The 16,245-nt window shown below is 75.1% G+C and carries 19 protein-coding genes; 12 read left to right on the top strand and 7 right to left on the bottom strand.

The window, feature by feature from the left end; genetic code table 11:
• The first annotated feature begins 13 nt into the window (after nt 1-13).
• Nucleotides 14-1,447 carry an aldehyde dehydrogenase family protein gene (locus Q2K19_RS00245; RefSeq protein WP_302766561.1) on the top strand — a complete coding sequence of 478 codons (1,434 nt, stop codon included), beginning with the start codon at nt 14-16 and terminating at the stop codon, nt 1,445-1,447.
• A gap of 59 nt (nt 1,448-1,506) precedes the next feature.
• Here the strand turns inward: Q2K19_RS00245 and Q2K19_RS00250 are convergent, their stop codons facing one another.
• A complete protein-coding gene (locus Q2K19_RS00250) occupies nt 1,507-1,911 on the bottom strand; it encodes a ChaB family protein (RefSeq protein WP_302772894.1) in 405 nt (134 codons plus the stop codon).
• A gap of 121 nt (nt 1,912-2,032) precedes the next feature.
• Here Q2K19_RS00250 and Q2K19_RS00255 point away from each other — a divergent pair, with 121 nt between their 5' ends.
• From Q2K19_RS00255 to Q2K19_RS00270, 4 genes are all read left to right on the top strand, one after another.
• Nucleotides 2,033-3,010, top strand: a complete 978-nt coding sequence (locus Q2K19_RS00255) for a YihY/virulence factor BrkB family protein (protein WP_302766563.1) — start codon at nt 2,033-2,035, stop codon at nt 3,008-3,010.
• Between the two features lie 84 nt (nt 3,011-3,094).
• Nucleotides 3,095-3,511 carry a DUF2795 domain-containing protein gene (locus Q2K19_RS00260; protein WP_302766565.1) on the top strand — a complete coding sequence of 139 codons (417 nt, stop codon included), beginning with the start codon at nt 3,095-3,097 and terminating at the stop codon, nt 3,509-3,511.
• A gap of 56 nt (nt 3,512-3,567) precedes the next feature.
• Nucleotides 3,568-4,029, top strand: a complete 462-nt coding sequence (locus Q2K19_RS00265) for an SRPBCC family protein (RefSeq protein ID WP_302766567.1) — start codon at nt 3,568-3,570, stop codon at nt 4,027-4,029.
• 106 nt (nt 4,030-4,135) lie between these two features.
• Nucleotides 4,136-4,399: a hypothetical protein gene (locus tag Q2K19_RS00270; RefSeq protein WP_302766570.1), complete on the top strand. Its 264-nt coding sequence runs from the start codon at nt 4,136-4,138 to the stop codon at nt 4,397-4,399.
• 5 nt (nt 4,400-4,404) lie between these two features.
• On the opposite strand, the gene Q2K19_RS00275 is transcribed toward Q2K19_RS00270, so the two are convergent.
• Entirely contained in the window at nt 4,405-5,751 is a 1,347-nt protein-coding gene (locus Q2K19_RS00275) for an MFS transporter (RefSeq protein WP_302766572.1), read from the bottom strand.
• 172 nt (nt 5,752-5,923) lie between these two features.
• On the opposite strand from Q2K19_RS00275, the gene Q2K19_RS00280 reads away from it, so the two are divergent.
• Nucleotides 5,924-6,136 (top strand): hypothetical protein, encoded by a 213-nt coding sequence (locus Q2K19_RS00280; RefSeq protein ID WP_302766574.1) that lies wholly within the window; start codon nt 5,924-5,926, stop codon nt 6,134-6,136.
• Here Q2K19_RS00280 and Q2K19_RS00285 read toward each other — a convergent pair.
• Nucleotides 6,133-6,582, bottom strand: coding sequence for a hypothetical protein (locus Q2K19_RS00285; protein ID WP_302766576.1), 450 nt, complete (start codon nt 6,580-6,582; stop codon nt 6,133-6,135). The two genes, Q2K19_RS00280 and Q2K19_RS00285, sit on opposite strands and share 4 nt — an antisense overlap.
• A gap of 164 nt (nt 6,583-6,746) precedes the next feature.
• On the opposite strand from Q2K19_RS00285, the gene Q2K19_RS00290 reads away from it, so the two are divergent.
• Entirely contained in the window at nt 6,747-7,109 is a 363-nt protein-coding gene (locus Q2K19_RS00290) for a DUF6401 family natural product biosynthesis protein (protein WP_302766578.1), read from the top strand.
• Between the two features lie 58 nt (nt 7,110-7,167).
• Here the strand turns inward: Q2K19_RS00290 and Q2K19_RS00295 are convergent, their stop codons facing one another.
• Nucleotides 7,168-8,028, bottom strand: coding sequence for a mechanosensitive ion channel family protein (locus Q2K19_RS00295; RefSeq protein ID WP_302766580.1), 861 nt, complete (start codon nt 8,026-8,028; stop codon nt 7,168-7,170).
• 200 nt (nt 8,029-8,228) lie between these two features.
• Between Q2K19_RS00295 and Q2K19_RS00300 the strand changes: the two genes are divergently transcribed.
• The 3 genes from Q2K19_RS00300 to Q2K19_RS00310 all read left to right on the top strand — a co-directional run bounded on the left by Q2K19_RS00300 (nt 8,229) and on the right by Q2K19_RS00310 (nt 12,520).
• Nucleotides 8,229-10,367 carry an ATP-binding SpoIIE family protein phosphatase gene (locus tag Q2K19_RS00300; protein WP_302766583.1) on the top strand — a complete coding sequence of 713 codons (2,139 nt, stop codon included), beginning with the start codon at nt 8,229-8,231 and terminating at the stop codon, nt 10,365-10,367.
• 41 nt (nt 10,368-10,408) lie between these two features.
• On the top strand, nt 10,409-11,086 hold the full coding sequence (locus Q2K19_RS00305) for an HAD family hydrolase (RefSeq protein ID WP_302766585.1): 678 nt from the start codon (nt 10,409-10,411) through the stop codon (nt 11,084-11,086).
• Nucleotides 11,087-11,224: 138 nt separating this feature from the next.
• On the top strand, nt 11,225-12,520 hold the full coding sequence (locus tag Q2K19_RS00310) for a cation:proton antiporter domain-containing protein (RefSeq protein ID WP_302766586.1): 1,296 nt from the start codon (nt 11,225-11,227) through the stop codon (nt 12,518-12,520).
• On the opposite strand, the gene Q2K19_RS00315 is transcribed toward Q2K19_RS00310, so the two are convergent.
• Together Q2K19_RS00315 and Q2K19_RS00320 are read right to left on the bottom strand one after the other, a co-directional pair.
• Complete coding sequence (locus Q2K19_RS00315; RefSeq protein WP_302766588.1) at nt 12,470-13,489, bottom strand: sensor histidine kinase; 1,020 nt, start codon at nt 13,487-13,489, stop codon at nt 12,470-12,472. The two genes, Q2K19_RS00310 and Q2K19_RS00315, sit on opposite strands and share 51 nt — an antisense overlap.
• 97 nt (nt 13,490-13,586) lie before the next feature.
• A complete protein-coding gene (locus Q2K19_RS00320) occupies nt 13,587-14,534 on the bottom strand; it encodes an NAD(P)/FAD-dependent oxidoreductase (protein ID WP_302772897.1) in 948 nt (315 codons plus the stop codon).
• Nucleotides 14,535-14,635: 101 nt separating this feature from the next.
• Here Q2K19_RS00320 and Q2K19_RS00325 point away from each other — a divergent pair, with 101 nt between their 5' ends.
• Nucleotides 14,636-14,860 (top strand): DUF3072 domain-containing protein, encoded by a 225-nt coding sequence (locus Q2K19_RS00325; RefSeq protein ID WP_302766589.1) that lies wholly within the window; start codon nt 14,636-14,638, stop codon nt 14,858-14,860.
• Between the two features lies 1 nt (nt 14,861).
• Here the strand turns inward: Q2K19_RS00325 and Q2K19_RS00330 are convergent, their stop codons facing one another.
• Nucleotides 14,862-15,362, bottom strand: coding sequence for a metallophosphoesterase family protein (locus Q2K19_RS00330; RefSeq protein WP_302766590.1), 501 nt, complete (start codon nt 15,360-15,362; stop codon nt 14,862-14,864).
• Between the two features lie 79 nt (nt 15,363-15,441).
• Between Q2K19_RS00330 and Q2K19_RS00335 the strand changes: the two genes are divergently transcribed.
• Nucleotides 15,442-16,245 (top strand): helix-turn-helix transcriptional regulator, encoded by an 804-nt coding sequence (locus tag Q2K19_RS00335; RefSeq protein WP_302766591.1) that lies wholly within the window; start codon nt 15,442-15,444, stop codon nt 16,243-16,245.

The following is a 16,245-nucleotide window of genomic DNA, read 5'->3' on the forward strand; positions in this document are numbered from 1 at the left end:
CATCCACTGCCGCATGTACACGGTTGCACAGCTCATAGGTGGAGTGTGGGGCGCGGGTGGCGAGGGAGGCGAGCTGGTCGTCAACGATCCGGCGGACGGTTCCCGGGTGACCACCGCGCCGGTGGCCACGGCGGACGAGGTGGCCAAGGCGGTGGGGGCCGCCCGGGCCGCGGCGGCGGAGTGGGCGGCGACCGCGCCGGCGGAGCGCGCGGCGGCGCTGCACGGGGCGGCGGACGCGGTGGAGGCGGTCGCCGAGGAGCTCGCGCAGGCCACCACGGCGGAGATGGGCAAGCCCCTGGACGATGCCCGCGGCGGGGTCGCGGCCGGCGTCGGCACCCTGCGGCAGTACGCGGAGCTGGGCCCGGTGCGCGGCGGGCGGACGCTGCACGGCGGCCATCCCGCGCTGGACTTCATGGCACCCGAACCGCGCGGCGTGGTCGCCGCGATCACCCCCTGGAACGACCCGGTGGCGGTCTCCTGCGGGCTCCTCGGCGCGGCCCTGGTCACCGGCAACGTGGTGCTCTACAAACCGAGCCAACGCACCCCGGCCACCGGTTGGCTGCTGGCCAGGGCCCTGGACGACGCGCTGCCGACCGGCGTGCTGTCGCTGCTCAGCGGCGGGGCCGAGGTCGGCGCGGCGCTGGCCGAGCAGGAGGTCGACGTGCTGGCCCACGTGGGCTCCACCGCCACCGGCCGGGCCATCGCCGCCGCCGGCGCGCGGACCGGAGCGAAGGTGCTGCTGGAGAACGGCGGCAGCGACCCGCTGGTGATCGACGGCGACATCGACCCGATCTGGGCGGCGGAGCAGGCCGCGCTGGGCTGCTTCGCCAACGCCGGACAGATCTGCGTCGCGGTGGAACGGATCTACGTACACCGGGACGTGGCCGAGGACTTCGTCGACGCGCTGGTCGAGCGGGCCGAGGCACTGGCCGTGGGCCCCGGCCGGGATCCGCGCACGCAGCTCGGGCCGCTGGTCGACCGGCGGCACCGGGACCACGTGCACGGCCAGGTCACCGCGGCGGTGGCCGAGGGGGCGCGGCTCCGGACCGGCGGGGCGATCCCGGAGGGGCCGGGCGCCTTCTACCCGGCCACCGTGCTGGCCGACTGCCGGCACGAGATGGCCGTGGTCCGGGACGAGACGTTCGGGCCGGTCGCCCCGGTCATCGTGGTCGACTCGTTCAGCGAGGGGCTGCGCTGCGCCGCCGACTCGCCGTACGGGCTGGCCGCCACCGTGCTCACCGGGTCGATGAGCCACGCCCACCGGGCCTGGCGGGAGCTGCCGGTCGGCACCGTGAAGATCAACGCGGTGTTCGGCGGGGCGCCGGGCGGTGCCGCGCAGCCGCGCCGGGGCAGCGGTCACGGCTTCGGGTACGGCCCGGAGCTGCTCGACGAGTTCAGCACCATGAAGGCGGTGCACATCGAGGCGCCGGGCGGCGGCCACTGGTGAGCGCGTACCACGGGAGCCCGGGACCTCGCGGTCCCGGGCTCCCGTGGCGTCGCTGTAGGTCAGCGGCCGCCGCGCGCGTCGCGGGTCGCCTTGTCGTTCGCCTTCTGGATCGCCTTGACCAGTTCCGGCTTGTTCATCCGGGACCGGCCCGGCACGTCCAGCTTCTTGGCGACCTCCATCAGGTGTTCCTTGGGGGCGTTGGCGTCCACCCCGACGGCCGTGGGAGCGCGCCGTTCCGGACCGCCGCCGGCGGCCTGCCGGTCGCTGGGTCCCTTGCGTCCCTTCGGCTCCCAGTGGTCGCCGACCTTCTCGAACTCGTGCTTGACGGCGGCGAACGCGGTGCGGTGCGCCCGCTCCCCCTCGCCGTACGTGTCGACCGCCGAGTCGTGCGTCTTCTCCCAGGTCCGCTGCGCCTTGTCCGGGGAGCGCCGCAGCGTGCTGGGCAGTACCTCGCGCCCGGGCATCTCGTCCTCCTCCGTCTTCATGGGTTCCTGGGACCGTTCCCCCGGGCCGGGAGCGCAAACCGGTACCCGGTTTGTCGATTCTCACCACGGGGTACCGCCGAGGGCGGCGGAGGAGGCGGTCATGGCGGCGACCACGGAACCGGTGCTGACCGGTCGGCAGCAGACCCGGATTCCCCGCCGGATACGCCAGTTGAGCTGGGCGACCTGGCGCGGGGTGCTGATCCGCAGCGGGCGCAACTTCGTCGCGGACAACTGCGCGGACTGGGCGGCCGCGCTCACCTACTACGGAGTGTTGGCGCTCTTCCCCGCCGCCATCGTGGTGGTCGCCCTGGTGGGGCTGGTCTCCGACGGCGAGCGGACCGTCGACACGGTGATCGGCCTGGCCCGGGAGATCGGGGCCGGCTCGGTGGTCGGCAACGATGCGGTCGTGAGCGTCGTGCGCGGCGTGGTGGCGGAGCAGGGCTCGGCGAAGGTGCTGTTCAGCTTCGGTCTGCTCGGCGCGCTCTGGTCGGCCGCCGGGTTCATCGGCGCGTTCACCCGGGCGTCCAACGCCGTCTACGGGGTCGAGGAGGGGCGGCCGTTCTACCGGCTGCGCCCGGTGCAGATCGGGCTCGCCGCAGTGTCGCTGCTGCTGCTCGCGGTGGTCGCCCTCGGGCTGATCGTGAGCGGCCCCGTCACCGACGCGGTCGGCGACCGGCTGCACGCCGGCGGCCTGGCCCGCACGGTGTGGACGGTGGCGAAGTGGCCGTTGCTCGCCCTGGTGGCGATGACGCTGCTGTCGCTGCTGTTCTGGATCGCCCCGAACGTCCGGCAGCCCCGGTTCCGCTGGCTCACCCCGGGCGGCGGGCTCGCCCTGCTGGCCTGGATGCTCGCCTCCTTCGGTTTCGGCCTCTACGTCGCCAACTTCGGCTCGTACGACGTCACGTACGGGAGCCTCGGCGCGGTCATCGCCTTCCTGGTCTGGCTCTACCTGTCCAACTGCGCGCTGCTGCTCGGCGTGCAGGTCAACGCCGAACTCCAGCGCGGCCGGGTGATCCAGGCCGGCGACCCCGACCCGGCCGAGCCGGTCCTGAAGCCCCGCAGCCCGGCCGATTCCTGACCGGTTCCGCCGGTGACCACCCCGATGCCCGGGCCGGCCGTCCGCCCCGGTTTACCGGCGGCCCCCTCGGGCATGTCTGTCGGCATGGAACGTGGCAACAGCAAGCACTCACCCAGGGTCGACGACAACATGAGGCAGGACGTCAGCGGCCTCGTCCAGGGGCCGGGGGCCGGGGGCTCGCGCGTCGAGGAGTCCCGCCAGCCGGAGCCGGCGGGTGAGGACCAGCCGGAGCCGAAGACGGTGACGGCCGGCGCAAGCCGCGGCGGCAACCCGCAGGGCATGAGCATGGACGACGTGGAGGGGCGCAGTCGCCTCGGCCGGTTCATCACCATGACCGCGCTGCCCGGGGACCGCGACACGCTGGTGGCCAACGCGCGGGAGAACCAGGCGCCGGCCGACATCGTCGCCGCCCTGGAGCGCCTCCCCGAGGGCACCCGCTACCAGACGGTTTCCGAGGTGTGGGCCGCACTCGGGCACAAGAACGAGACGACGCGCTGGTGAGCGGGTCGGCCCACGATCCGCGAGACGACACCGGCGGGAACAGGAGGAACCCCGACATGAGCGGCGTTATGGAACATGTGGACGTCTCCGTCCCGATCCGCACCGCCTACGACCAGTGGACGCAGTTCGAGGAGTTTCCGCACTTCATGGAGGGCGTCCAGGAGGTCCGGCAGCTCTCCGACACGATGACGCACTGGACGGTGGAGATCGCCGGCGTGAAGCGCGAGTTCGACGCCCAGATCACCGAGCAGCTGCCGGACGAGCGGGTGGCCTGGAAGTCCACCGGCGGCACCCAGCAGGCCGGCGTGGTGACCTTCCACCGCCTCGACGAGGGGCACACCCGGGTCAGCCTGCAGATGGAGTTCGAACCGCACGGCGTGGTCGAGCAGGCCGGCGACAAGCTCGGCGTGGTGGACCGCCGCGCCAAGGGCGACCTGGCGCGCTTCAAGCAGTTCATCGAGCGGCGCGGTCAGGAGACCGGCGCCTGGCGCGGCACCGTCGACCGCCCCACCCCCTGATCGGTCGCCCCCGCGACACACGACTCCGATGGCCGCCGGGTGATCCGGCGGCCATCGCCGTGTCCGGCGGCCGTTTGCGATCATCCGGCCCGGGTACCGCAGGGGAATGACCGACAACGACAGCCACGTGTGGCGCGACGAGGAACGCACTCCCCTGCGCGAGCTGGACCGGGCGATCGCCCGGTCGACCCTCGACGGGCAGGCCGACGACGCCACCGCCAACGACGCCGGTGAGGAGTCCGCGTTCGGCCACGGGCCCGAGGCGGTGGACCGGGGCGCCGGCCCGGAGGCCGAGCGTCGGGAGATGACGGACGCGGACCGGGCGTATCGGCCGTCGACCACCGGACGGACCGGCCCGGACAACATGTGAGCCGGTCAGGCGACCGGCCGCACCCGCCGTGACCCGGCGGCGTGCAGGGCGAGGAGGGCCGCCGCGAGCACCACCAGCGTCGGCCCGAGCAGCACGACCGAGGTACGTGCGAGCAGCACCCCGACCGCGGCCGGCACCAGCGCCGCGCCGACCCCGGCCGCGCCGATCTGCAGGCCGATGGTCCGGTCCGCGTGGGCCTTGCCGACGCGTTCGGCCGTGGTGAGGGTGAGCAGCGGGAAGACCGGGGCCGCGGCGAAGCCGACCACCAGCAGGCCGGCCACCGTCACCCAGGCCGGGGCGGGCAGGGCGATCAGCCCGGTGCCCGCGACCAGACCGACCAGGCTGCCCCGCAGCACCCCGGCGGTGCCCAGCCGCTCCGCGACCACCCCCTGCACCACCCGCCCCAGGAACAGGCTCCCCCAGTAGCCGGAGACGCAGAGCCCGGCCACCGGCCGGGACACGCCCCGCCCTTCGGTGAGCAACAGGAACGCCCAGAGGCCGGTGGTCACCTCGATCGCCACGTAGACGGCGAAGGCGGCCCCGCCGAGCCAGACGGCCGGCAGCCGCAGCGTTTCCCGGATCGGCGTGGGCGGCACCGCGGGCCCGTCCGCCGCCGGTGCCGCAACGACGAGCGCCACCTGCGCAGCGGGCGCGATGCCGAGCTCCTCCGGACCGTCGGCGGTCGCGGCGGCCCCGCCCGGGCCGTCGGGCGCGACGGCCGACCCGGCCCGGCTCCCCGGCACCACCGCCGGGGCCACGGGGTCCGCCGGCGCGGGAGTCGGGGTCCGGTCCCGCCAGGCCCGCACGGTGAGCGCGAACGCGGCGGCGAGGGCGAGCTGGGCCGTGGCGACGGCGCCGTACCCCCAGCGCCAGCTGAGGCCGGCGCCGAGCACCCCGGTCATGATCAGTGGACCGATGGCCACGCCGAGGCCGAAGAAGGCGTGCAGCCAGTTCATGTGCCGGGGGCCGAACGCGCCGGCCGCGTACGCGTTGAGGCCGGCGTCGATGGCGCCGGAGCCGAGCCCGAGCACCAGCGCGAAACCGACCATCATCGCGAGCGCGGGGGTCAGCGCGTACCCGGTGAGCGCGAGGCCGGCGAGCAGGGTGCTGCCGGCCAGCAGCCAGCCCACGCCGAGCCGGGTCAGGGTGAACCCGGCCAGCACGCTGGAGGTCAGGTAGGCAACCGTGCCGGCGGTGAGCACCACCCCCACCGCTTCGGTGGGCACCCCCAGGTCCTCCCGGATCGACGGCCAGCCGACGCCGATCAGGCCGTCGGGCAGGCCGAGGCTGACGAAGGCCAGGTAGGCCAGCAGGAGCAGGGACGCCCGGGGCGCGGCGGAGGTGCGGGACACAGTCCCCCATCCTGCCCCACGGGCAGGTCCGGCCAGCTACCCCCGGCCGCGAGGATCAACCTCGGCCGAACCGACAAAAAGTAAGATACGGACGGCCGGAAAAACGGACAGCCCATCCAGAATCGGCCGAACGGGGGACGGCGATGCCCCGGCCGCGCGCAAGACTTTCGGGATGCAACAGGGCTCCAGCTTCCTCACCCCACGTCAGCGCCGCCTCACCTGGCTCGGCTTCCTGCTCGCCGCCGTCCAGGCTCCCGTCGCCGCCAAGCTGGTCGACGACAGCTCCTGGCTGTTCAGCCTCGTGGTGGCGCTCATGATCGCGACGGTGATCATCGCCGACGACGGCATGCGCCGCCGGCCGGCGGACGCCCGCTCCTCCGACTAGCCCCCGGCACCGGGGCGCGCCTCGTGCCCCGGCCGCCCCGGACTGCGGCGCCGTTCCTTCATCTCCGCCTCGTAGAGGTGCCGGCGACCGCCCACCAGCTCGTCACGGGCCTGCCGGTCCAGCTTTCGGAAGAGCGCGTAGTAGCCGTCGTCGAAGTCCTCGACGATCTGGAAGGTCCAGCGTCCCGCGATCACGTTGCGGCCGAGCAGGTCCCGGTCGATCCGCTCGGCGAGCTGGTGATGACCGGCAGACCGGAACAACTCCAGCGCGTCATCGAGCATCAGGTCGGCGTGGCCGATCAACTGGTGCAGCGAGTAGAGGTGCCCGCGCGCCCGCTCCACGGTCTCCAGCGCCTCGCTGAGCTTGCCCAGCGCCTCGACCGTGGCGTCACTCACGCCGGCCGGCCGGCGGTGCGCCTCGTCCGGCCCGTCCACCTGCTGTCCCATTCCGTTCCTCCGTGGCGTCCGCTGCGCCCGTTCGCGCCGTTTCCCTTTGCCCCCTCGCGACCGGGTCAATCCGGGTGGGCGAGGCGGGACGGCGCCCGGACGAGGCGGACATCAGCCGGTCGGTGGAGGCCGGCCCAAGGCCCGCGCGGTTAGCCTCGGACACCATGCGCGCGCCGAACAACCGGGTCAGCACCCCCTCCGCGGCAGCCTCCGCGCGGTCCACCCTCGTCACGCTCACCGCTGCCGTGGGCACCGCCGGGCTCGCCGCGGCCGCCGCCAACCCCGGCCTGCTCGCCGTGGTCGACCAGCACGCCGCCGGCGTACGGGACAGCCTGCACGGCGACCAGCGCCCGCTGACCGTGGCCGCACTCGCCGGGTACGCCGAGGGTGTCCGCGCCGCGGCGCAGGAGCACGGCTGGCAGCCGCCGGCCGCCCCGGTCGACTGGTCGCAGCCGGACTGGCTGCTCACCCGCCTGCTCGCGGTCTGCGTACTGGCGCGCTCGCTGGACCCGCGACACCTGGCCTGAGACGCGCCGGAGGGCGCCCGCATCGCCCGCGGACACCCTCCCGACACCTGCTCCGGCGTCAGCTGCCCGGCCGGCGGAACTGCTGGGTCTCCTCGCCCACGTTCCCGGACCGGTACTGCCCGGCGCCGGACATCGACGACTGCGCCGCCGCCGGGGCGGGCTGCCCGCCCCGGTCGGCCATCTGCCGCTCGTAGTCGCTGCGCCCCGCGCCCTGCGCCTGGCGCTGCTCCCGGATCGCCCGGGACTCCGCAGCGGCCCGGTCGAGCCACCGGTCCCAGCGCGCCTGCATCGGCTTCACCAGACCACCGCCGACACCGATCACCAGGATCCCGGCCACCGTGCCGAGGAAGGCGATGAGCACGGGCGTGGTGACCGTGGTGGCGATGCCCACCTGGTTCAGCGCGGCGATCACGCCGAGCGCCAGGATGAAGACCGCCGTCAGGTCGGCCAGCACCCGCCCGTACGAGAGCCCGCCGAGCGCACCGCTGACCAGGTCCCGGACCGCGTTGGCGATGGCGGCGGCGATGACCACGATGACGATCGCCACGAACGCCCGCGGCAGCCAGGCCACGACGCCTCGGATCAGGTCACTGATGGCGTTGGGTCCCCAGACGCCGAAGGCGAACTGCAGGGTGAACAGCAGGACCGCGTAGTAGGCCAACTTGGCCAGGATGTCGCTGGCGTCGTACCTGGTGCGTTCGAGCGCCCGTTTGATGCCGCCGCGTTCGACCGCGCGGTCGAAGCCCACCCGTTCCAGTGCCGCGTCCACGATCTTGAGGACGGCTCGGGCGATGAGCCAACCCACCACGAGAATCACGATGAACGCGATGGCCCTCGGGATGAAGAGCAGCACCGACCTCCAGAAATCGGTCAGGGCGGCACCGATGTCGGCCTGCCCGACCGCGAGGGTTTTCTGCATGATGTCCCTCCTGTCGCGTGAACTGCGACGCCCGCATACCCGGTCGTCCGGACGGCACGCCGCGCCGGCACCCGGCAATTTCCCGACATGACCGGCCGAACCGACCCTGACCTGCCCTGACGTCCACGCGGACCGGCCCGGGTTCCGCACCCCGTCACATGATCGGAACGTTCGGGCCACGCTCCGGATAGGCTGCGGACATGCCAGGCACCGTCGGACGGGTTCCCACGCCGTCCGCCCCCACCCCGGGAGGGCCCGCGGATCCGGGAACCGCCACGTCCGGCCGGGCCGCGGCCCTGCTGTCCCATCGGTGGGCCGACACCACGCTGGGCGCGCCGGAACGGTGGGATCCGGCCCTGCGCGCCGTGATCGACCTGGTGCTCGCCTCGCCCGTGCCGATGGCGCTGCTCTACGGCGACGACCTGGTCCTGCTCTACAACGACGGGTACGCCGAGCTGATCGGCGCCCGACACCCGGGGGCGCTGGGGCGGCCGGCGGCGGAGGTGTTCGGGGACGTCTGGGACGAGCCGGGCGTCGGGCAGGTGCTGGAGCGGGCGTACCAGCGGGGCGAGCCCTTCCTGGAGCGGGAGGCGGTGCTGCCGGTCGACTGGCAGCGCGGCGGCGCCGAGCCGGCCGTGTTCACCCGGGGACACAGCCCGGTCCGGGACAGCGCCGGGAAGATCATCGGCGTGCTCACCGTGGCCGCGCAGACCACCCAGGTCACCCAGCAGCTGCAGAGTCTGAGCGACTTCGCCGCCGCGCTCTCCGGCACCCTGACGCTGGACGACGTGGCCCGGGTCACCCTGCGCTACTGCCTGCACTCGTTCGACGCGGACCGGGTCTCCTTCGTGATCGACGACGGGACGGCCTGGCGGATGGTCCGGCGGGTGCGCGGCGAACTGCTGGACGAGGCGGACGAGCGGTTGCCTCCGCTGTGGCGGCGGGTCGTGGCCGACTCACCCGTCCCGGTGGTGGTGGCCGCCCGCAGCGGCGTGCCCTCCTTCACGGTCGACGGGCAGCCGCTGCGGGACACCGCGGCGGACCGGCACGACGAGAAGATCCGGGCGCTCGCCACGCTGCCGCTGCGCTCGACGGTGATCCGGGGCGCGCTGACCGTCGGCCGTCAGGTCCCGCACCTCTGGTCCCCGGCGGAACGCGCGCTGCTGGCTGCCTCGGCGGAGTTGATCGGCCAGGCCGCCGAGCGGGCCCGCCGGTTCGAGACCCAGCACGGCACCGCCCAGTTGCTCCAGCGCAGCATGCTCCCCGAACAACTGCCCGACCTGCCCCGGCTGCGCATCGCCGCGCGCTACGACCCCGGCGTGGACGGCAACGCGGCCGGTGGCGACTTCTACGACGCGTTCGTGCTGCCCACCGGCGCGCTCGGCGTGGTCCTCGGCGACGTGGCCGGGCACGACGTGCAGGCGGCGGCCCGGATGGGCCAGGTACGCGCGGCGCTGCGCGCGCTGGCGCTCACCGACCCGCGCCCGGACGCGGTGCTCGCCGGCCTGGACCGGCTGGTCGCCAGTCTGGGCGTCGAGGGCGGCACCCAGGAGCTCTTCGTCACCGTGGTGTTCGGGGTGATCGAGTCCGACCGGGAATGGATCACCCTGGCCAGCGCCGGCCATCCGGCCCCGCTGATCCGGCGTGCCCCGGCCGACGGCCCGCCCACCGCCGAGTACGTGGCGGTGCCGCCCGGGCCGCCGCTCGGCCTCGGCTGCCGGCCCCGGACCACCACCGTGCCGTTCCGCCCCGGCGACACCCTGCTGCTGTTCAGCGACGGGGTGGTGGAGCGGCGCTGGCAGGACCTGGCCGCCGGCCTGGCGGGGCTGGGCGCCGCGGTGACCGAGGCGAGCAGCGGGGACCCTCGGGCGCTGTGCGCGGTGGCCACCGCCGCCGTGCCCGGCGCGACCGAGGACGACGTGGCGGTGCTCGCGGTGGAGCACGCGGTGCGCCCGAGCCGGTCGGCCAGCATGGAGGTGCCGGCCGAGCCGACCGCGCCGAGCCGGGTCCGGCACTGGATGACCGCCCAGCTCACCGAGTGGCAGGTGCCCGAAGGGGTGATCGGCGCGGCCGTGCTGTGCACCAGCGAGTTGACCACCAACGCGCTGCTGCACGCCGGCACCGCCGCCCGGGTGGAGATCGACCTGAGCGCGGAGCGGCTGCTGGTCTCGGTGGCCGACTCGGGCACCCGGGGCCAGGTGACCCGGGCCCGGACCGACACCCTGAGCAGTCGGGGCCGCGGCCTGGGGCTGATCGAGGAGCTCAGCGACGCCTGGGGCACCGACCCGACGGTGCGCGGGTCGACGGTCTGGTTCGAGATCCTCATCCCCGCCGGCTGAGTCGCGCGTCGGCGCGGACGCGGGAGGGTAGAAGGGGAGCCATGCCTACGGACAACCGCTGCGGCGTCCTCTTCGACGTGGATGGCACCCTGGTCGACACCACCTACCTGCACACCATGAGCTGGTGGGAGGCGTTGCGCGAGGGCGGCCACCGAGTGCCGATGGCCCGGATCCACCGGGCCGTCGGGATGGGTTCGGACAAGCTCCTCGACCACCTGCTCGGCCCGGAGCGTGACCGCGACGGCGACGGCAAGCTGCGTGACGCGCACGACGCCCGCTACGCCGAGTTCTGGGCGCGGCTCACCCCGCTGCCGGGGGCGGTGGACCTGCTGCGCGCCTGCGCCGCGCGGGGGCTGCGGGTGGTGCTCGCGACCTCGGCGGCCGAGCACGAGGTGGCCGCCCTGCGGGCCGCGCTCGCCGCCGACGACGTGATCGACACCGTGACCTCCTCGGCGGACGCGGAGGAGAGCAAGCCGGCACCGGACATCCTGGTCGCCGCCCTGGACCAGTCCGGCCTCGCCGCCGAGCGGGTGGTGTTCGTCGGCGACTCGGTCTGGGACGTCGCGGCGGCCGGCAAGCTCGACATCCCGTGCATCGGCCTGGCCTGCGGCGGCACCAGCCGGGCCGAGCTGGCCGGAGCCGGTGCGGTCGCGGTCTACGACGACCCGGCCGCGCTGCTCGACGGCCTCGGCGACAGCGCCATCGCCAAACTCACCTGAGCCGGGAAGGGTGCCCTGCTCACCTCCGGCCCGCCGCCGGCCGTCCGGAGATTTGGGGCAGCAGGCTTAGCCTGCCCGGGTTCGGGGCACTGCTGACCACTCCGCCCCACTTTCGACGGGGGCGGGAAGGGTGGTGCCGTGGAACCGGTGGATGTCGCGTTCGCCCTGCTGGGCGTCGGCGCGTTGTTGGCGGGGATCCTGCCACGCGTGCTGGAACGCCGGCCGCTGTCCATGCCGATCGCCTTCCTCGGGCTGGGCATGCTGGTCTTCCTGCTCCCCACCGGGCTGCCCTCGCCGGACCCGCTGCGTTGGCCCGAGCTGACCACCCACCTCACCGAGGTTGGTGTGATCGTGGCGCTGATGGGCGCCGGCCTGAAGATCGACCGGCCGCTCAGCTGGGCCCGCTGGTCGTCCACCTGGCGGCTGCTGGCCGTGGCCATGCCGGTGTGCATCGCGGCGGTGGCGCTGCTCGGCTGGTGGTGGGCCGGCCTGGTGCCGGCGGCGGCGCTGCTGCTGGGCGCCGCGCTCGCCCCGACCGACCCGGTGCTCGCCTCCGATGTGCAGGTGGGCGAGCCGACCGACGTGGAGGACTCCGAGGACGAGGTCCGCTTCGCCCTGACCTCGGAGGCGGGGCTCAACGACGGCCTGGCGTTCCCCTTCGTGTACGCGGCCATCGCGATCGCCACCACCAGCCTCGCGCCGCGGGACTGGCTGGCCCACTGGGTCACCGTCGACGTGGTCTGGAAGCTCGGCGTCGGGGTGGGCGGCGGCCTGCTGGTCGGCTGGCTGCTCGGCAAGCTCTTCTTCCGCGCGCCGAGCGAGCTGCGGCTGGCCCGGCACGCCGAGGGCTTCCTCGCGCTGGCCGCGACCTTCCTGGCGTACGGGCTGGTGGAGGTGGTCGGCGGGTACGGCTTCCTGGCCGTCTTCGTGGCCGCCCGGGCGATCCGCGCCGCGGAACGGACCCACGAGTTCCATTCGGTGCTGCACGACTTCGCCGAGCAGGTCGAGCGGCTGCTCACCGTGCTGTTGCTGCTGCTGCTCGGGGGCGCGGTGATCGGCGGGCTGCTCGCCCCGCTGACCTGGCCGGCGGCCCTGGTGGGGCTGGCCCTGGTCTTCGTGATCCGGCCGGTGTCCGGTTGGCTGTCGCTGCGCGGCGCCCCGGGCCGCCCGGCCGAGCACTGGGTGATCGCGCTGTTCGGCATCCGCGGCGTCGGCTCCTTCTACTACCTGGCGTACGCGACCAGCCGGACGGACTTCCCGCAGGCCGAGCTGCTCTGGGCAACCGTCGGCCTGGTGGTGGTCGTCTCCGTGGTGGTGCACGGCATCGCGGCCACCCCGGTCATGCAGCTGCTGGACCGGGCAGGCGAGCGGACCCGCGACGCCTCAGCGCGGGGCCGGACGGATGAACCCGCGCTCGGCGGCGTCCGGGGCTGACCGGGGCGCGGGCACCTGGCTGGCGGGCAGCTCCAGGCGTGCCCGCACGGTGGTCACCCCGTCGGCGACGCGCACGTCCACCAGGTCGCTGAGCCGGTGCACCAGCAGCAGGCCCCGGCCCCGGACGCTCGCCACCGCCGGGGGGATCCGGCCGGCGAGCGGGTCGTCGAGCTCCCCGGGCCCACTCACCTCGCAGACCACCTCGCCGGCGGCGGCCCAGCACCGGGCGGTGGCCGGGCCGGTGCCGTGGGTCAGCGCGTTGGACGCCAACTCGGTGACGCTGATCCGCAGGTCCTCGACCCGCTCTCCGCCGAGCCCGGCGGCCTGCGCCACCGCGGCCACCGCGGTCCGCAGCGCCGCGAGCCCGGCCGCGTCGACCGGCAGGGTCACCGCGTCGCCGGGGGGCGGGGGCAGCGGCCGGTCCAGCCGGGCCAGCACCGCCCGGGGTGGCCGGTAGCCGGCGCTGGGTCGCGGCACTCGCCCGCGCCACAGCCAGGGGTGGGTGTGTTCGGCGTCGGCGAGCGCCCCGGCGGGCAGCCGGGACCGGTCGAACAGGCAGCGCGCGGTGAGCGGCTCGTCGGCCAGCGCGAGGTTGACCATCGCCTCGTGTGCCACGCAGTGCGGGTACGCGGCCGGCCGCCGGCCGGGCCAGAGCCATTCCCCGACGACCCGGACCCGACGGCCGGGGAACCGCCGGACCAGGTCGCGGAGCACGGTCGGGATGATCGTCGCCGGGTTACGGCCGACGACCGCCGGGTCGGCGAGTTCCACCCCGTCGAGCGGGTCGAGCAGGGCCCGGAGCAGCGGGAGCCGGTGACCGGGCACGACGACCAGCACCGGCTCGCCGGCGGACCGGCCGGCGAGGACGAACCCGCGGACCGCGTCGACGTAGTCGCCGTCGTGGTCGTAGAAGAGCGCGTCGTGGCGCAGCCCCCCGCCCGGGAACGGCGACCCGGTGGCCCGGATCATGCCGCGCCCGGCCGACCGCCGGCGCCGTTCACCTCGCTACACCTCCGGCTCGAACCATACCCGTGGGTAACGGAGCGCCTGCGCCCAGTGGCGCCGATCAGCCACGGCCGGCGAGCAGCCGCGCGGCCACCGCCCGGCCCAGGTCCCGGCCGGAGCGCCAGGCGCTCTGCACCCGGGGCCGGCCGAACGCGTCCCCGGCCAGGCCGATGCCGTCGTCGTCCAGGTGATAGGTCCCGTTCCCGCCGGCGGTCGGCTTGGCGTACGTCCAGCGGTGCACGTGCGTCAGCTCGGCCGGCTCGCGCAGGCCGAGCAGGTCACGAACGGCCCGCTCGATCGCCGGACCGGCGGCGGCGGGTTGGCGCAGGTGGCCGGCGGCGAACTCCGGGGTGGTGTGCGCGACCAGCACCGGCGCCCCGTCGCCGCGCCGATCGCCGTCGTCGCAGACCAGGCCGAGCACCGGGTGCCCGTTGACGAAGGCGCCGCCGAAGTCCGGCCAGCGGCGGGCCGGGAAGCGCAGCACGCCGGCCAGCGCCGACGACCAGCGCTGCGCGGCCACCGCCCGGGTGGCCACCGCCAGCGCCGGGTCGAGCAGCAGGGCCGCCTGCGGGCCGGGCATCGCCAGCACCACCGCCTCGGCGGCCCGCCCGTCCACCCGGGGGCCCGGTTCGACCGTCATGACCAACCGGTTGTGCGCCACCGTGAGGCCGCCGGCCAGGTGCTCGACCAGGGAGCGCAGGCCCCGCGGGGCCGCCCAGCGGGTCGGGCCGGCGGTCTCGCGCCGCCCGTCCGGCCCGTACGCGACGAAGGTGTCGGTCCACTCCCGGACCAGTCCGGCGGCGCGCCAACCCTGGACCACGGTGGCGAAGCCGGGGTCGTCGACGGTGAAGTAGGCGGCCCCCAGGTCCGCCGGGCGGCCGTCGAAGCGCCTGCTGGCCATCCGTCCCCCGGTGACCCGGGCCCGTTCCCGGACCTCCACCGGGAGGCCGGCCCGGACCAGCTCGGTGGCGCATGCCACGCCGGCGATGCCCGCGCCGACCACCACCACACCCGACCGGTCCGCAGCCACCCGTTGATCGTATGGGTCGGCCGGCATGAAGGGCGCGCGGCCCGGGTAGTGGTACACCTGTTCGAGGAGAGGTGATCATCATGGCCGAGCAGAGCAACGGCAGGCGGGGCGACGTCAACCCGGACGCCGCGGTCAAGGACCCCGACGAGTGGGTCACCGGTGACGAGCCGCCGACCGCCGCCCAGGAGTCGTACCTGCACACCCTGGCCCGCGAGGCGGGCGAGGAGGTGCCCGAGGGCCTGACCAAGGCGGAGGCGTCCCGCCGGATCGACGAGCTCCAGGCGGAGACCGGGCGCGGCCGGTGAGTCAGCGCGGGGGCAGGCGGTGCAGCTCGACCCGGTCGAGCCGCCCCGCCGCCACCCGCGCGGTCAGGTAGGTCGCGTACGGCTGGGCCCGCCGGTCGGTGGGTGAGCCGGGGTTGAGCAGGCGCAGCCCGTTCGGGGCGACGCTGTCCCACGGGATGTGGGAGTGCCCGAAGACCAGCAGGTCAACGTCGGGGAACCGGGCCGCGCACCGGGCCTCCCGCCCGGTCTTCGGCCCGGTCTCGTGCACCACCGCCACCCGCAGCCCGGCCAGCTCGACCCGGGCCACCTCGGGCAGCCGGGCCCGCAGCTGTGGCCCGTCGTTGTTGCCGTACACCCCGACCAGCCGGCGGGCCCGGGCCGCCAGCGCGTCGAGCAGCGACACGTCCACCCAGTCGCCCGCGTGCAGCACCACGTCGGCGGCCTCGATCGCCGTCCAGAGCGGCGCGGGCAGGTCCCGTGCCCGCTTCGGCACGTGCGTGTCGGCGACGATGAGCAGCTCCATTCTCCGATCCTCCCCGCTGCGGCCGGGCCCCCACCGGGGACACCCCGGGCGGCGAGCCGGGGCGCTTAGGATCGTGCGGGTGGGGCAGGCGGTGCGGGAGCGCGGGCGGTCGGTCGGCGGCCTGCTGCGGGAGTGGCGGGAGCGGCGGCGGCTCAGCCAGCTCGCGCTCGCGCACGAGGCGGAGATCTCGCCCCGCCACCTGAGCTTCGTGGAGACCGGCCGCGCCCGGCCGAGTCGGGAGATGGTGCTGCGGCTCGCCGAGCACCTAAACGTGCCGCTGCGGGACCGCAACCACCTGCTGCTCGCGGCCGGGTACGCCCCGGCCTACCCGCAGGCGGCGCTGGACTCTCCCGAGCTGCGCCGGGTCCGTGCGGCCGTACGCCTGGTGCTGCGCGCCCACGAGCCGTGGCCGGCGGTGGCGGTGGACCGGCTCTGGCGCCTGGTGGACGCCAACGCCGCGGTGCCGGTGCTGACCGCCGGGGCGGCGCCGCACCTGCTCCGCCCGCCGGTGAACGCGCTGCGCCTGACCCTGCATCCGGAGGGCCTGGCGCCCCGGGTGGTGAACCTCGGCCAGTGGCGGACGCACGTGCTGGGTCGGCTGCGTCGGCAGGCCGCGCTCACCGCGGACGCCGACCTGGCCGCGCTCCACGACGAGCTGAGCGGCTATCCGGGCGGGACGCCCGGGCCGGCTCCGGCGGAGCCGGCGCCGGGTGACGTGGTGGTGCCGCTGCGGTTGCGCCATGGCGGCGGGGAGCTGCACCTGCTCAGCACGGTCTCCACCTTCGGCACCCCGCTGGACGTCACCGTGGCGGAGCTGTCCATCGAGACGTTCCTCCCCGCCGACGAGGCGACCGCCGAGGCGCTGCGCGGGGCGGTCGGCTGA

This window comes from Micromonospora sp. NBRC 110009 (assembly GCF_030518795.1).
GTDB lineage: Bacteria > Actinomycetota > Actinomycetes > Mycobacteriales > Micromonosporaceae > Micromonospora.

Excerpts from the sequence above, each read along its gene's own strand:
- Q2K19_RS00250 (WP_302772894.1), bottom strand. The coding sequence starts at position 1,911 with ATGCCCGGGCGCGAGGTACTGCCCAGCACGCTGCGGCGCTCCCCGGAC.
- Q2K19_RS00255 (WP_302766563.1), top strand. The coding sequence starts at position 2,033 with ATGGCGGCGACCACGGAACCGGTGCTGACCGGTCGGCAGCAGACCCGG.
- Q2K19_RS00300 (WP_302766583.1), top strand. The coding sequence starts at position 8,229 with ATGCCAGGCACCGTCGGACGGGTTCCCACGCCGTCCGCCCCCACCCCG.
- Q2K19_RS00290 (WP_302766578.1), top strand. The coding sequence starts at position 6,747 with ATGCGCGCGCCGAACAACCGGGTCAGCACCCCCTCCGCGGCAGCCTCC.
- Q2K19_RS00280 (WP_302766574.1), top strand. The coding sequence starts at position 5,924 with ATGCAACAGGGCTCCAGCTTCCTCACCCCACGTCAGCGCCGCCTCACC.
- Q2K19_RS00325 (WP_302766589.1), top strand. The coding sequence starts at position 14,636 with ATGGCCGAGCAGAGCAACGGCAGGCGGGGCGACGTCAACCCGGACGCC.
- Q2K19_RS00330 (WP_302766590.1), bottom strand. The coding sequence starts at position 15,362 with ATGGAGCTGCTCATCGTCGCCGACACGCACGTGCCGAAGCGGGCACGG.
- Q2K19_RS00270 (WP_302766570.1), top strand. The coding sequence starts at position 4,136 with ATGACCGACAACGACAGCCACGTGTGGCGCGACGAGGAACGCACTCCC.
- Q2K19_RS00295 (WP_302766580.1), bottom strand. The coding sequence starts at position 8,028 with ATGCAGAAAACCCTCGCGGTCGGGCAGGCCGACATCGGTGCCGCCCTG.
- Q2K19_RS00245 (WP_302766561.1), top strand. The coding sequence starts at position 14 with ATGTACACGGTTGCACAGCTCATAGGTGGAGTGTGGGGCGCGGGTGGC.
- Q2K19_RS00305 (WP_302766585.1), top strand. The coding sequence starts at position 10,409 with ATGCCTACGGACAACCGCTGCGGCGTCCTCTTCGACGTGGATGGCACC.
- Q2K19_RS00285 (WP_302766576.1), bottom strand. The coding sequence starts at position 6,582 with ATGGGACAGCAGGTGGACGGGCCGGACGAGGCGCACCGCCGGCCGGCC.
- Q2K19_RS00265 (WP_302766567.1), top strand. The coding sequence starts at position 3,568 with ATGAGCGGCGTTATGGAACATGTGGACGTCTCCGTCCCGATCCGCACC.
- Q2K19_RS00315 (WP_302766588.1), bottom strand. The coding sequence starts at position 13,489 with ATGATCCGGGCCACCGGGTCGCCGTTCCCGGGCGGGGGGCTGCGCCAC.
- Q2K19_RS00260 (WP_302766565.1), top strand. The coding sequence starts at position 3,095 with ATGGAACGTGGCAACAGCAAGCACTCACCCAGGGTCGACGACAACATG.